Origin of the sequence: Actinokineospora auranticolor (assembly GCF_041897805.1) — a bacterium.
Classification (GTDB): Bacteria; Actinomycetota; Actinomycetes; order Mycobacteriales; family Pseudonocardiaceae; genus Actinokineospora; species Actinokineospora auranticolor.
The window spans coordinates 114,998-128,052 of sequence record NZ_CP154825.1; the positions used below are offsets into that span (position 1 = coordinate 114,998).

The following is a 13,055-nucleotide window of genomic DNA, read 5'->3' on the forward strand; positions in this document are numbered from 1 at the left end:
TCATGAAGGCCATGGACCCCACTCTTGCGGCGCGCACCCTCACTGCGTCCACCGAGATCGCGACAGCGGCGCTGGCGGGCAACGACCCCGACGCGGTGCTGCACCTCGTCGTCCGCGCCGCCGCCGAACTCGCCGAGGCCGACCTGGGCCTGCTGATGGCCGCCGCCGAGGACGGGTCGCTCACCGTCGAGGCCGCGCACGGCGCGCGCGAGCCCGACCCCGTCGGCCTGGTCCTGTCGCCGCGCTCCTCCGCCGCGAGGGTCGCGCGCGGCGGCGTCCCGATCGTGGCCGACGACGTCACCACCGACCCGCGCACCGCCCCGTACGTCCCCGCCGAACTACGCGTCTACGGCCCGTTCGCCGCCGCCCCCTTCGGCACCCGCGAGACCCGGCTCGGCGCGCTCACGGTCTACCGCAGGCGCAGCGCGAAGCCGTTCACCAGCGCCACCGTCGAGGTGCTCACCGCGTTCGCCGCGCAGGCCGGGCTGCTGTTCGTCCTCGCCGAGGGGCACAACGCGCGCGAACGCGTCGGCCTCTACGAGGAGCGCGAACGCATCGCCCGCGACCTGCACGACGTCATCGTCCAGCGCCTCTACGCCGCGGGCATGCAGCTCGACCTGCTGTCCCGCCGCTCCCGGCGGCTGGCCCGCGCCGACGCGACCCGGCTCGCCGACGCCGTCGACCAGCTCGACGCGGCCATCGCCGACGTCCGCTCCGTGGTCCGCACGCTGCGCAACCCCGACCCGAAGCCGCCCGCAGCGGACCTCGCCGAGTCGGTCCGCGCGGAGGTCGCCACGGCGCGCGAGCTGCTCGGCTTCGAGCCGTCGGTCGACCTGACCGACGACATCGCCGACGTCCCGCCCGAGATCGCCGACCACTTCCGCGCCGCGCTGCGGGAGGCGCTGTCCAACGTCGTCCGGCACGCGGGCGCGCTGCGCGTCGCCGTGCACCTGCGCCGCGACCGGCACAACCTCCGCCTCACCGTGGCCGACGACGGCTGCGGCATCCCGCGGGGCGTCAGCCAGCGCGGCCTGAAGAACCTGCGGGAACGCGCCGAGCAGGTGGGCGGTGTCTGCGAGGTGCGCTCCTCGCCCCGCAGCGGCACCACGGTGACCTGGCAGGTCCCCCTACCGCGGGCCTGACCCCTGCTGCCTGCGGGCGAACCACGCTACCGCCTGCGTGCGCCGCTCCAGCCCGAGCTTGGCCAGCACCGAGGTCACGTAGTTCTTCACGGTCTTCTCCGCCAGGAACAGCCGCTCGGCGATCTCCCGGTTCGACATGCCCTCGCCGACCAGCTCCAGCACCGCCCGCTCCCGCTCGGAGAACGACGCCAGCTCGTCCTTGCGGCGCATCCGGTCCAGCACCCGCGCGGTGGTCACCGGGTCCAGCAGCGACCGGCCCGCCGCCACCTCCCGCACGGCGTTGACCAGGTCCTGGCCGCGCACCTGCTTGAGCAGGTAGCCCGCCGCGCCCGCCATGATCGCCTCGACCAGCGCCTGCTCGTCGTCGAAGGCGGTCAGCACCAGGCACGCGGGCGCGGGGTCCAGCGACCGCAGCGACCGGCACAGCGACACCCCGTCGCCGTCGGGCAGCCGCACGTCCACGACCGCGACGTCGACCGGGGTGGCGGTCGCCCTGGTCAGCGCCTCCGCGACGGTGCCCGCCTGGGCGGTGACCTCGATGCCGGGTTCGCCGTCGAGCAGGTCGCGCAGGCCCCGCCGGACCACCTCGTGGTCGTCGACGAGCAGCACGCGGATCACGGGATCAGAGCTTACGGAGCCGGACGCGGCTGATCCGGTGGTCGGGGCCCTTGCGCAGCACCAGGGTGGCCCGCGGCCGGGTCGGCAGGATGTTGTTGATCAGGTTCGGCTCGTTGATCTGCCGCCACAGCGTGCGGGCCTCGGCCTGGGCCTGCTCGTCGGTGAGCCGGGCGTAGTGGTGGAAGTGCGAGGCCGGGTCCGCGAAGGCCGTGCCGCGCAGGGCCAGGAACCGGTCGATGTACCAGCGCTCGATGTCCTCGGGGTTGGCGTCGACGTAGAGGGAGAAGTCGAACAGGTCCGACACCGCGAGCCGGGCGGCCGGTTGCAGCACGTTGAGGCCCTCGACGATCAGGATGTCCGGCTTGCGGACCACCTGCTCCTCGCCGGGCACGATGTCGTACGCCAGGTGCGAGTAGACCGGCGCCCGCACCTCCTCCGCGCCCGCCTTCACCTCGGAGACGAACCGCAGCAGCGCGCGCCGGTCGTAGCTCTCCGGGAAGCCCTTGCGGCTCATCAGACCCCGGCGGGTCAGCTCGGCCGCCGGGAACAGGAAGCCGTCGGTGGTCACCAGGTCCACGTGCGGGTGGTCGGGCCAGCGGGCCAGCAGCAGGCGCAGCAGCCGGGCGGTCGTCGACTTGCCGACCGCGACGCTGCCCGCCACGCCGATGACGAACGGGACCTTGGGCGCGGTGCGGCGGTCCTCGCCGAGGAACTCGACCGTGGCGTCGTAGAGCCGCTGGCGGGCCGCGACCTGCAGGGAGATCAGCCGCGAGAGCGGGAGGTAGACGTCGACCACCTCGTCGAGGTCGACCGGGTCGCGCAGGCCGCGCAGCGCGACCAGCTCCTCCAGGGTCAGCGGCAGCGGTGTTGCCTCGCGCAGCTCCCGCCACTGCTCGCGGCGCAGCTCGACGTACGGGCTCAGCTCGCGCACCCGCGCCATGTGCGCCTCCTCGCGCTGGGAAGTGGGGCCTACCCGCGTCAACGTAGGCGCTCCTGTGGGTCAAGCGCTGTGACGCACTGCACCGTCGGACGGACTGGAGGTGTGGCGCACGTGACGTGCGCGCGTATTTGACATGGCGCCCGCGCGGCGGGGCGTCACGCCGCGCCGAACACGGCGTCCCAGGCCGCCGCCACCTGTCGCCCGCACACCTGCGGGGGTACCCCGCCGACACCGGTGCCCAACCCGGGTGTCGCGATGGTGCCGACCACGGCCCGCACGGGCGTGCCGTCCTCCAGCGCGCCGTCGCGCCACAGCCGGAACACCGCGCGGGCCGCCAGGTACGGGTGCACGGTCTCGGCCGCCAGCGACTCGCTGGGCTCGCGCATGGTCGGCGCGGTGATCAGCCAGGCGGGCTCGTCGGTGCCGGTCGGCACGATCAGCGCCTCGCCCACCGGCAGCTCGCCGCCGTGCAGGGCCAGGACCGCGCTGCGCACGTGCTGCTCCACCGCCGGGAACCGCTGGGCGTAGACGGCGTCGATGCCACCCCGCATGTACCCGTACGAGTTGGCGGGCGACACCACCGCCTGGGCGGACACGTCGAGGACGGAGCCCCGGTGCACCCGGATGTCCGGCCGCTGCGCGGCGACCTCGTCCCAGACGTCGGCCAGCGGTTCCTCCCGCGCGCACAGCACCAGCTCGAGTGCGCCGGCGACCCGGCGGGGCGCCGCCGCCATCCCGGTGTCCGAATCCGCGGTCACGGTTCCAGCATGGCACTTGTCGGACACCCGGGTAACCGCCGTTTGGCAACCGCCACACCCGTTCCGCGCCCACTGCGTACTGTGGTCGGGTGCCGAGCATCGCCTACTTCGGGCCAGAGGGAACGTTCACCGAGCAAGCCGCCCGGGCGCTGGCGCCCGACGCGGACCTGCTGCCGATGCCGACCATCCCGGACGCGGTGGCCGCGGTGCGCGCGGGCAGGACCGACCTGGCGTGCGTGCCGGTGGAGAACTCCATCGAGGGCGCGGTGTCGGCCACCATGGACTCGTTGGCCGCCGACCTGCTGACCACGGACACAGCCACCCGGCCGGTGGTGGCGCTGGCCGAGCACCTGCTGCCGATCCGGTTCTCCGTGCTAGTCCGCCCCGGCCTCGCTGCCGCGGACGTGCGCACGGTGGCCAGTCACCCGCACGCGTTGGCCCAGGTGCAGCGGTGGGTGCGCGCGAACCTGCCCAACGCCGAGCCGCGCGTCGCGGCCTCGACGGCCGCCGCCGCGGTGGGCGTGGTCAAGGGCGAGTTCGACGCCGCCGTGACCGCGCCGGTGGCGAGCAGGCACTACGAACTCGACGTGCTGGCCACCGGCGTCGCCGACGAGTCGGACGCGATCACCCGGTTCCTGCTGCTGTCGCGCCCCACCGCGCCGCCCGCGCCCACGGGCGCCGACCGGACGTCGGTGATCCTGGTGGTGTCCCACCGACCGGGTGAACTCGCGGCGGTGCTGGCCGAGCTGGCCACGCGCGGTCTCAACCTGACCCGCATCGAGTCCCGCCCGCTGCGCGACCGCTTCGGCGAGTACCGCTTCTACCTGGACCTCGATGGCCACATCGGCGAGCAGCGGGTGGCCGACGCGCTCGCCGCGCTGCGCAGGCGGAGTCAACACGTGTTGTTCCTCGGCTCGTACCCGAAGGCGGAAGGCGTTGCGGCGGCCGTGGAATCGCCCTTCCGCGACTCGGACTACGCCGATTCCGCCGCGTGGGTAACGGCGATAGCGCGCGGGGAGAACGTATGACCGTGCGCCTGATGCTCACCCGCCACGGGGAAACGCCGTCCAACCTCCGCCACGCCCTCGACTCCCGGCCGCCCGGCCCGTCGCTGACCGAGATGGGGCACCGGCAGGCGTCGGCGCTCGCCGACCGGCTCGCCGGGGACCGGGTGGTGGCCGTCTACGCGAGCATCGCCGTGCGGGCACAGGAAACCGCCGCGCCGGTGGCCCGGCGGCACGGGCTGGCCGTCGAGGTCGTCGAGGGCATCCACGAGCTGCAGGTGGGTGACCTGGAGGGACTGTCGGACGAGGACTCGTTGCGGCGCTTCGGCCTGGTGTACGACCGGTGGACGCGGGGCGACCTCGCGGCGTCGATGCCCGGTGGGGAGTCGGGGGAGCAGCTGCGCGCGCGGTATCTGTCCACACTGGAGCAGATCTGCGCCAAGCACGACGACGGGCTGGTCGTCGTGGTCAGCCACGGCGGGATCATCCGGCTGGGCGCCGAGTGGCTGGCCGACAACGTCGGCGCGCGGCTGGCGGGCGCGAAGCTGCTGCCGAACACCGGGCACGTGCTGCTGGAGCCCCGGGACGCGGGCTGGCACTGCCTGGAGTGGACCGGAGTGGACCTCTAGCGAACCCGGCGTGACCACCCGGTCGGGGTGATCGGCCTTGTGGGTTATGTCCGGTGTGGGAAAATCGCACCGCGTTTGTCAGTGCGCGGGTCTACCCTGCTGGCCCGTAACCCAATCGGACTATCCAGGGAGGGCACATGCCCCCGCCCGCGTCCTCTATCGCCGTGCGCGCGGAGGCGCTGGTGAAGACCTTCGGGTCCACCCGCGCCCTCGACGGAGTCGACCTAGAGATCCCCGCAGGCACAGTCCTCGGTCTGCTCGGCCCCAACGGCGCCGGGAAGACCACAACCGTACGCATCCTGACCACGCTGCTGCGACCGGATTCCGGCCGGGCGTTCGTGGCGGGCCACGACGTGCTCGCCGACCCGGACGCGGTCCGTCGCTCGATCGGGTTGTCCGGGCAGTACGCGGCCGTCGACGAGCACCTGACCGCCAACGAGAACCTGTACATGGTCGGCAGGCTCTACGGGATGAGCACCAGCGACGCCCGCGCCCGGGCGAAGGAGCTGGTCAACCGGTTCCGGCTGCAGGACGCGGCCGACCGGCCCGCCCGCACCTACTCCGGCGGCATGCGCCGCAGGCTCGACCTCGCGGGCGCGCTGGTCGCCGAGCCCGCGGTGGTCGTGCTCGACGAGCCGACCACGGGGCTGGACCCGCGCGGTCGCCTCGACACCTGGGAGGTCATCGGTGAGCTGGTCGCCGACGGCGCCACCGTGCTGCTGACCACCCAGTACCTGGAAGAGGCCGACCAGTTGGCCAACACGATCCTGGTCATCGACCACGGCAAGGTCATCGCCAACGGCAGCGCCGACCAGCTCAAGGCGCAGGTCGGCGGCGAGCGGCTGGACATCGTGGTCGCGGAGGCGGCCGAGCTGCCCGCCACGGCCCGCGTCCTCGCCGAGGTCGGCGCGGACGAGCCGGTCGTCGAGGAGCACCAGCGGCGGGTCCACGTCAAGGTCGAGACCGGGCCGAAGTCCCTGGTGGAGGCGCTGCGCAGGCTCGACCAGGAGAGCGTGAACGTGCTCGACGTCGCGCTGCACCGCCCCACCCTCGACGACGTGTTCCTCTCGCTGACCGGCCACGCGGCCGAGGAGGAGCAGCCCGCCGAGCCGGAAGGCAAGAGCAAGGGCAGGAAGGCGAAGTCCCGATGAGCGTCATCACCGCGGGCGCCCGCGACAGCAGTGTGGTCACCTGGCGCAACCTGATGAACGTGCGCCGCCAGCCGGACCTGCTGCTCGGCGCCACCCTCCAGCCGATCATGTTCGTGCTGCTGTTCGCGTTCGTGTTCGGCAACAGCATCGGCGACGACCCGGACGCGTACCGGCAGTTCCTGATGGGCGGCATCTTCGCCCAGACGGTCGCGTTCAACTCCGCCTACACCACCATCGGCATGGCGGCCGACCTGGAGAAGGGCGTCATCGACCGGTTCCGGTCGCTGCCCATGTCCCGCTCGGCCGTGCTGATCGGGCGCACCACCTCCGACCTGGTGGTGAGCGCGCTAGGGCTGGTCGTGATGTCGATCTGCGGCCTGATCGTGGGCTGGCGGATCAGCGGCGGCTTCCTGGAGGCGGTCGCCGCGTACGCGATCATGCTGCTGTTCTCCTTCGCGATGTCCTGGATCGGCGCGTGGATCGGCATGGTGTCCGGCAGCGTCCAGGTCGCGCAGAGCGCCGGGTTCATCTGGATGTTCCCGGTCAGCTTCATCTCGTCGGCGTTCGTGTCGGCGTCGAGCATGCCGGGCCCGCTCAAGGTCATCGCCGAGTGGAACCCGATCACCGCGGTCGCCGACGCGGCCCGCGACCTGTTCGGCAACCAGCGGCCGGGCGTGCTCGCGACCTCGGACGTGTGGCCCGCGCAGCACGCGGTGCTGTACGCGATCCTGTCGTGCATCGGGGTGCTGGTGATCTTCGCGCCGCTCGCGGTGTCGAAGTACCGCAAGGTGGCCAGCAAGTAGGTCCGCGGCTTGGTCGACGGGGGCGGTGCTTCGGTGCCGCCCCCGTTGCTATGCCCCGGCTGTCGCGCTCTCGTCCGCGACGGGTTCCCTGGCCGGGGTGGGCTCGGGCCGCGTCGGTTCCGGGGTGGGCGCGGGCATGACCTGCTCGTGCCGGATCGGCTCGGGGTCGTCCGGTTCGGGTTCGTCGGCGTCGAGCGCGGCGATCTCGCGCTGGTAGTGGCCCAGGACCAGCCACAGCGCGCCCGCGAGGCCCAGTTGCAGCACGCCGGAGACGAGGAAGACCGCGCGCACGTCCAGCCAGGCGGCGAGCGCGCCGCCGAGCAGCGCGCCGACCGGGATCGCGCCCCAGACCGCCGTCCGCCACACGCCGAGGACCCGGCCGAACAGGTGCTCGGGGATCAGCGCGTGCCGCAGCGCCCCGATGATCACGTTGAGCACCACGATGCAGGCGGCGAAGAGGCCGAACAGGATGCTCGCGCTGATCGGTTCGGTGACCAGGCCCATGGCGGTGAACGCGGCGCCGCAGCCGACGACTGACAGCGCCAGCACCGTGCGCCGCGGCATCGCCCTGGTCAACCGCGCGGTGAGGGCCGCGCCGAGCAGACCGCCGACCCCGCCGACGAGCGCGAAGACGCCGAACGCGGCCTCGTTGAGGCGCAGCCCGTCCAGCGCGTAGAGCACCAGCAGCGCCTGGGCCAGTTCGGAGATCGCGGCCAGCGCGGCGGCGAAGACGAGCAGCCGGACCATCAACGGGCGTCGACGAACCCAGCCCAGGCCCTCGCCGAGCTGCGTGCGCAGCCGCGGGGCGGGCCCGACGACCCGGGGCCGGTACTGGCCGCGGATGGCGAGCAGGAACAGCGCGGCGAGCGCGAAGCCGACGGAGTTGAGCAGGAAGGGCAGCGACGCGCCCGCGACGAAGGTGAGGCTGCCGAGCGGGCCGCCGAGGAAGGTCTGGCCGACGATCTCGGCGGACTGGAGCTTCCCGTTCGCGGACTCCAGTCCGGACCGCGAGACCACGGCGGGGATCAGCGCCTGCGCCGCGCTGTCGGCCACGGTCTCGACGGTGCCGATGAGCAGCGCCATGACGTAGAGCAACCAGATCGTCGTCGCGTCGAACAGCACGAGCAGGGCCAGCGCGCCGACCAGCGCGGCGCGGGCCGAGTTGGCCAGCAACATCGCTCTACGCCGGTCGACGCGGTCCAACATGGCGCCGCTGACCAGGGAGAACAACAACCAGGGGAGGAACGCGGTGGCGGAGAGGCCACCGATGAGCACCGGATCGCGCGTCAGGCTGGCACCCAGCAGCGGGAAGGCGGTTTTCCCGATGCCGTCGCCCAGGTTGGACAGCGCGCTGGAGGACAGCAGCCACCCCAGCCGTCGATCAGGTGAACCCCTCAAGCCGCCGCCCCCCTGCTAGCGACGGGCGATAATCGTGTCGACGCAGGTCCCGCCATGCCGCGACGCTACTGTCCGCGCTCAGCGGGTAACTACCCCCGAATGGGCGGCAATTCTTACCAAGCCCGGTTCACCGTTGTGAACCCCGCCCAGGTGGCGGTCAGTGGAAGAGTGGCCCATCGTGTGGTCATGAGGTGGGCAACCAACCGCTTGGGGATCGGGACCGCGCTGGCGCTGACGTGCCTGGTGGCGGGCTGTGGCAAGCAGCAATCCGCCACGCCCCCACCATCGGTTCCGATGGTCAGCGCCACCGCGACGACAGCCGCCCCACCCACCACCACCGAGGGCGCCGCCCCCGGGGGCGGCGACGAGAGCCCGGCCGAGTGGTACTGCAAGGTCGACGACCTCACCCTGACCCTCCGCGACGGGGACGCGGCGGCCGGAACCGTCTACCGAATCCTGGTCTTCACCAACAAGGGTGGACGAACCTGCGTCATCCAAGGCTTCCCCGGGGTGTCCTATGTGGCAGGTGAGGACGGCCACCAGGTAGGCCCGGCCGCCTTCCGCGAGGGAGCCAAGGGCGGCCCGATCACCCTGGCCCCAGGCCAAGACGCCACGGCGGCCGTCGGTTTCGTCAACGTAGCCAACTACGACCCGGCGGTCTGCAAACCAACGGAAGTCCGAGGCCTGCGCGTCTACCCACCCCACGACACGGCATCGGCCTTCGTCCCGATCGCAGGCACCGGTTGCGCGGGCACACCCCCGGGCAACCAGCTGACCGTCCACACGGTCGTCTCGTAACCCTTCCCGCCCAACCCGTCGAGTTGTCCACAGGCTTGATCATCAGCACCCGCTTCTGTCGGTACCCGCCACTGGCATGGATACCGGGGCCAGAGGTGCGCGTCGATCAACACGACAGGTCGCGGCCACGCCATCTCGCACGAACCGAGCGACCGTGCCCACACCCGAACCGGTTGTCCACAGGCTTGATCATCTTTGGCCGAACCTGTCGGTGCCCGCCGGTAGAATGGAAATCGGGGGTCGGAGGCACGCCTTGATCAATTGCCGCCCATCAGCTGCGGAGCAAGCCCGCGCGCCGCCAGAGGCGTTTGGACGGGCCGCCGATCATGTCGGTCTCCGTCAGGAAGTCGATGACCTTCTCGACCATCCAGCGCCTGGTTTCGCGGAAGTGAGGGTTGGCCAAGGCTGCCGCTCGTCCTTCGCGCGGGTCGATCCCCACCGAGCGGTAGACCCGTGGGTGTACCAAGGCGTCCATCACCGCGATGGCGGTTGCCGCCGTCATAACGCGGTGCCATTCCAGTTCCGCGCGGTTGAGCTTCGGTGTCGAGCGGACCACCTCTTCCCGCGCGTACCGGACGTGCCGGGCCTCCTCGATCACGTGGATCCGGTTCACCATCCGGATCAGCGGTTGCATCTCCGGGTCGTCCATAGTGGACCGCTGTAGCCGGTCTGTCGCCTCTTCCGCCACCAGCACCGAAGCGAACATCGACGGCCCGCCCGCGATCGTCTTGTAGACGCGGCCCAGGTTGTGCAGGAGTCTTCCCGGGCCGTAGTTCGGGACGCCGAAGCGTTCGATGGCCTTGGCGAACATGATCGAGTGGCGGGTCTCGTCGCCGACCTCGGTCAGGGCGTACTGGGCGTGCGGGCTGCGCGGGTCCAGGTCGTAGGCGTAGCGGACGAGCAGTTGGATCAGGATGATCTCGAACCACAGGCCCACGCTCGCGATGCTGGCGATCTCGTGCTTCGACAGCTCGATCCGCTGCGCAGGCGTCAGCCGCTCCCACAGCGCCGTGCCGTACAGCGACACCCGCTCCAGCGGCATGTACGCCTTGTCCGCCGCCAGCGGCGCCGCCCAGTCGATGTCCAGGTGCGGGTCGTAGGTGTTGCGGACCGACGCTTCCAGCAGGCGGGCGCCGACCTGGTCGCGGTCCTTGGGGCGTAGCGCACGGGCCATGATCGCCTCACATGTAACTAGTAGTAACAGTTACTTGTCGTCCAGGTTGATCGGTCCCGGGCCGGTTGTCAAGCGGTCGACCACCGCCGCGGCGACTAGCGTTGACCGGCATGAGCACTGCCACGAAGGTCCTCGACACGGTGCTCGACCGCACCGTGGTGCCCGGCTACTCGAAGATCGGGTACGCGGTGCGCAGCCGGTTCTGGCCCGCCGACCCGGCGCCCGGCGCTCTTGCGGGCAAGACCGCGCTGGTCACCGGTGCGAACTCCGGGCTCGGCAAGGCCGCTGTTGCGGGGTTGGCCCGGCTCGGTGCGAGCGTGCACCTGGTCGTTCGCAACACGGAGAAGGGCGAGCAAGCCCGGCAGGAGATCGTCAACGAGATCCCGCAGGCGCACCTCGAAGTGCACCGTTGCGACATCTCCAGCCTCGCCGACGTCCGCGCCTTCGCCGAGGGATTCGCCCCGGACACCCTCGACGTCCTCGTGCACAACGCGGGCGCGCTGCCGCCGTCGCGCGCGGAGACGCCCGAGGGCAACGAGACCACCCTGGCCACGCACGTCCTCGGCCCGTTCCTGCTCACCGGCCTGCTCCGCCCCGCCCTCGCCGCCGCGCGTGGCCGGGTAGTCTTCGTCAGCTCCGGCGGCATGTACACCGCGAAGCTGCGCAGCGACGACCCCCAGTACCGCGAGGGCGAGTACGCGGGCGCCAAGGCGTACGCGCGGACCAAGCGCATGCAGGTCGTGCTCGCCGAGCAGTGGGCCGCCCGCCTCGCCGACGACGGCGTCACCGTGCACAGCACCCACCCCGGCTGGGCCGACACCCCCGGCGTCACCGGGTCGCTGCCCGGCTTCAACAAGATCATGGGCCCGCTCCTGCGCACCCCCGACCAGGGCGCCGACACCATCGTCTGGCTCGCCGCCGCCGACGAGCCGACCCGCGCGTCCGGCCACTTCTGGCACGACCGCCGCGTCCGCCCGACCCACTACCTCCCCTGGCAGCACGACACCCCCGAGGCCCGCAAGCGCCTCTGGGACCTCTGCGTCGAGGAGACCGGCCTGGTGATCTAGTCGGCCGGACCTGGTCGCTCGACCGGGTGACCCCGGATTGCGAGCCCGCCCCGGCCGTCTGACGCTCGATCGCATGAGACGACACCTTGTTCATGCGGTCGGGGCGCTCGCGCTCGCGGCCTGCGCGTTGCTGCCCGCCCAACCCGCGGGCGCCCGACCCGCCGTGGTCGACCAGGCCGCGGTGCACGAGCAAGCGCTGCGCACCTCCGACGGCGAGTTCCTGCGGACCATCGAGCCGATCGCGCGGGCCGTGGCCGGGGAGTTCCGCGTCCCGGCGTCGGTCACGGCGGGCCAGTCGATCCTGGAGTCGTCGTGGGGGCAAAGCCGGTTGGCGGTCAACGACAGAAACTTCTTCGGATTCAAGTGCCTGGGCGACAAGCCGGGCCCGATCGCCATCGGCTGCCACGACTACCCGACCTCCGAATGCACCCCCGACTGCCACCAGGTGCAGGCGCTGTTCCGGGTCTACGACTCGCTGCAGGCGTCCTTCCGCGACTACGGCCGCGTGCTCTCCACCAGCGCGAACTACGCCGAGGCGCGCCCGCTGGCCGGTGACCCGCGGGCCTTCGTCACCGCGGTGGCGCGCAAGTACGCGACCGATCCGAACTACGCGGCGAAGGTCATCCGGATCATGGACGAGAACGACCTCTACCGGCTCGACCGGCCGCTGCCGTAGGCATTTCCGTACCTCTCGGTAACCGCTTCATCGCTTTCCGTCTAAAAGTAACGAAGACGTGACGAACGCGCCGAAAATAGGGCCGGTCGTCCTGTATTTCGTCCGGGGCACCGCGCTCTGTTAGGGGTGAGAGACAACGCCCTGGCGCGGGAGGAACGCGATGTTGTGCACGGTGGAGCTGGACGATGAGCTTGCCGCCCTCGAGGCGTCGCTGGTCAGCGTGCCCGAGCAAGCCACCTACGGGGTCCGCACGCCGACCCCCGCGGACCGCGACAACCTCGACACCGTCGTCGCCGCCGCGATCACGGGCGACTCCTGCGCCACCGAGCAACTGCTGATCTTCCTGCGACCGCTGGTCGTGCGCTACTGCCGCGCCAAGCTGGGCAGGCTGCCGCACTCGTTCAGCAGCGCCGACGACGTCGCCCAGGAGGTGTGCGTCGCGGTGTTCCGCGCGCTGCCGACCTACCAGCAGCTCGGCAGGCCGTTCCTCTCCTTCGTCTACGGCATCGCCGCGCACAAGATCGCCGACGTGCACCGCGCCAACTCGCGCGACAAGTCCGACCCGATCGCCGAGACCCCGGACACGATGAGCCTGGACGACGGCCCGGAGCAGATCACCCTGCGGCACGAGCTGGCCGAGCAGACCGGCGCCCTGCTGCGCACGCTCACCCAGCGCCAGCGCGACATCCTGATCATGCGGGTGGTCATGGGCATGTCCGCCCAGGAGACCGCCGACGTCGTCGGCACCACCGCCGAGGCGATCCGCGTCGCCCAGCACCGCGCGCTGAACCGGCTGCGCAAGACGGTCGCGCGGGTCTGAGGCAACGCGGGGTGCCGCCGGGACGTCACTGAGAAGACCCGAGGGCGGGAGACCGCCGGTCGTGGCCCGAGCGGGGG

14 protein-coding genes are annotated in these 13,055 nt (G+C 71.7%); 9 read left to right on the forward strand and 5 right to left on the reverse strand.

The genetic code is table 11. From position 1 onward, the window contains the following. Window positions 1–11 precede the first annotated feature (11 nt). Window positions 12–1,142 (forward strand): GAF domain-containing sensor histidine kinase, encoded by a 1,131-nt coding sequence (locus V5P93_RS00575; RefSeq protein WP_104483429.1) that lies wholly within the window; start codon window positions 12–14, stop codon window positions 1,140–1,142. On the opposite strand, the gene V5P93_RS00580 is transcribed toward V5P93_RS00575, so the two are convergent. The 3 genes from V5P93_RS00580 to V5P93_RS00590 all read right to left on the reverse strand — a co-directional run bounded on the left by V5P93_RS00580 (window position 1,128) and on the right by V5P93_RS00590 (window position 3,458). Then, window positions 1,128–1,757 (reverse strand): response regulator transcription factor, encoded by a 630-nt coding sequence (locus V5P93_RS00580; RefSeq protein ID WP_104483428.1) that lies wholly within the window; start codon window positions 1,755–1,757, stop codon window positions 1,128–1,130. The two genes, V5P93_RS00575 and V5P93_RS00580, sit on opposite strands and share 15 nt — an antisense overlap. 7 nt (window positions 1,758–1,764) lie before the next feature. Further along, window positions 1,765–2,700, reverse strand: coding sequence for a type I pantothenate kinase (gene coaA / locus V5P93_RS00585; RefSeq protein WP_104483392.1), 936 nt, complete (start codon window positions 2,698–2,700; stop codon window positions 1,765–1,767). Window positions 2,701–2,855: 155 nt separating this feature from the next. Then, window positions 2,856–3,458 carry a macro domain-containing protein gene (locus V5P93_RS00590; RefSeq protein ID WP_374065138.1) on the reverse strand — a complete coding sequence of 201 codons (603 nt, stop codon included), beginning with the start codon at window positions 3,456–3,458 and terminating at the stop codon, window positions 2,856–2,858. An 89-nt stretch (window positions 3,459–3,547) separates the two neighbouring features. Between V5P93_RS00590 and pheA the strand changes: the two genes are divergently transcribed. The 4 genes from pheA (at window position 3,548) to V5P93_RS00610 (ending at window position 7,045) form a co-directional block, all read left to right on the forward strand. Next, window positions 3,548–4,486, forward strand: a complete 939-nt coding sequence (pheA, locus tag V5P93_RS00595) for a prephenate dehydratase (RefSeq protein WP_104483391.1) — start codon at window positions 3,548–3,550, stop codon at window positions 4,484–4,486. Window positions 4,487–4,488: 2 nt separating this feature from the next. Next, entirely contained in the window at window positions 4,489–5,091 is a 603-nt protein-coding gene (locus V5P93_RS00600; protein WP_181043950.1) for a histidine phosphatase family protein, read from the forward strand. Between the two features lie 137 nt (window positions 5,092–5,228). Further along, the gene (locus V5P93_RS00605; protein ID WP_181043948.1) at window positions 5,229–6,242 is read left to right on the forward strand and encodes an ATP-binding cassette domain-containing protein; all 1,014 of its coding nucleotides are present in this window, start codon (window positions 5,229–5,231) and stop codon (window positions 6,240–6,242) included. Beyond that, window positions 6,239–7,045 (forward strand): ABC transporter permease, encoded by an 807-nt coding sequence (locus V5P93_RS00610; RefSeq protein ID WP_104483389.1) that lies wholly within the window; start codon window positions 6,239–6,241, stop codon window positions 7,043–7,045. Before V5P93_RS00605 ends, V5P93_RS00610 begins: the two co-directional genes overlap by 4 nt. 48 nt (window positions 7,046–7,093) lie before the next feature. Here V5P93_RS00610 and V5P93_RS00615 read toward each other — a convergent pair whose 3' ends face one another. Then, complete coding sequence (locus V5P93_RS00615) at window positions 7,094–8,443, reverse strand: MFS transporter (protein ID WP_104483388.1); 1,350 nt, start codon at window positions 8,441–8,443, stop codon at window positions 7,094–7,096. Between the two features lie 186 nt (window positions 8,444–8,629). Between V5P93_RS00615 and V5P93_RS00620 the strand changes: the two genes are divergently transcribed. Then, on the forward strand, window positions 8,630–9,241 hold the full coding sequence (locus tag V5P93_RS00620) for a DUF4232 domain-containing protein (RefSeq protein ID WP_104483425.1): 612 nt from the start codon (window positions 8,630–8,632) through the stop codon (window positions 9,239–9,241). A gap of 271 nt (window positions 9,242–9,512) precedes the next feature. Here V5P93_RS00620 and V5P93_RS00625 read toward each other — a convergent pair whose 3' ends face one another. Then, window positions 9,513–10,415, reverse strand: a complete 903-nt coding sequence (locus tag V5P93_RS00625) for a diiron oxygenase (protein ID WP_104483387.1) — start codon at window positions 10,413–10,415, stop codon at window positions 9,513–9,515. Window positions 10,416–10,525: 110 nt separating this feature from the next. Here V5P93_RS00625 and V5P93_RS00630 point away from each other — a divergent pair, with 110 nt between their 5' ends. The 3 genes from V5P93_RS00630 to V5P93_RS00640 all read left to right on the forward strand — a co-directional run bounded on the left by V5P93_RS00630 (window position 10,526) and on the right by V5P93_RS00640 (window position 12,978). Next, window positions 10,526–11,482 (forward strand): SDR family NAD(P)-dependent oxidoreductase, encoded by a 957-nt coding sequence (locus V5P93_RS00630; RefSeq protein ID WP_104483386.1) that lies wholly within the window; start codon window positions 10,526–10,528, stop codon window positions 11,480–11,482. 73 nt (window positions 11,483–11,555) lie between these two features. Further along, entirely contained in the window at window positions 11,556–12,158 is a 603-nt protein-coding gene (locus V5P93_RS00635; protein ID WP_104483385.1) for a glucosaminidase domain-containing protein, read from the forward strand. A 160-nt stretch (window positions 12,159–12,318) separates the two neighbouring features. Then, window positions 12,319–12,978: a sigma-70 family RNA polymerase sigma factor gene (locus V5P93_RS00640; protein WP_104483384.1), complete on the forward strand. Its 660-nt coding sequence runs from the start codon at window positions 12,319–12,321 to the stop codon at window positions 12,976–12,978. The last annotated feature ends 77 nt before the right edge of the window (window positions 12,979–13,055 follow it).

Excerpts from the sequence above, each read along its gene's own strand:
- V5P93_RS00640 (WP_104483384.1), top strand. The coding sequence starts at position 12,319 with ATGTTGTGCACGGTGGAGCTGGACGATGAGCTTGCCGCCCTCGAGGCG.
- V5P93_RS00575 (WP_104483429.1), top strand. The coding sequence starts at position 12 with ATGGACCCCACTCTTGCGGCGCGCACCCTCACTGCGTCCACCGAGATC.
- coaA (WP_104483392.1), bottom strand. The coding sequence starts at position 2,700 with ATGGCGCGGGTGCGCGAGCTGAGCCCGTACGTCGAGCTGCGCCGCGAG.
- V5P93_RS00630 (WP_104483386.1), top strand. The coding sequence starts at position 10,526 with ATGAGCACTGCCACGAAGGTCCTCGACACGGTGCTCGACCGCACCGTG.
- V5P93_RS00605 (WP_181043948.1), top strand. The coding sequence starts at position 5,229 with ATGCCCCCGCCCGCGTCCTCTATCGCCGTGCGCGCGGAGGCGCTGGTG.
- V5P93_RS00610 (WP_104483389.1), top strand. The coding sequence starts at position 6,239 with ATGAGCGTCATCACCGCGGGCGCCCGCGACAGCAGTGTGGTCACCTGG.
- V5P93_RS00620 (WP_104483425.1), top strand. The coding sequence starts at position 8,630 with ATGAGGTGGGCAACCAACCGCTTGGGGATCGGGACCGCGCTGGCGCTG.
- V5P93_RS00635 (WP_104483385.1), top strand. The coding sequence starts at position 11,556 with ATGAGACGACACCTTGTTCATGCGGTCGGGGCGCTCGCGCTCGCGGCC.
- V5P93_RS00625 (WP_104483387.1), bottom strand. The coding sequence starts at position 10,415 with ATGGCCCGTGCGCTACGCCCCAAGGACCGCGACCAGGTCGGCGCCCGC.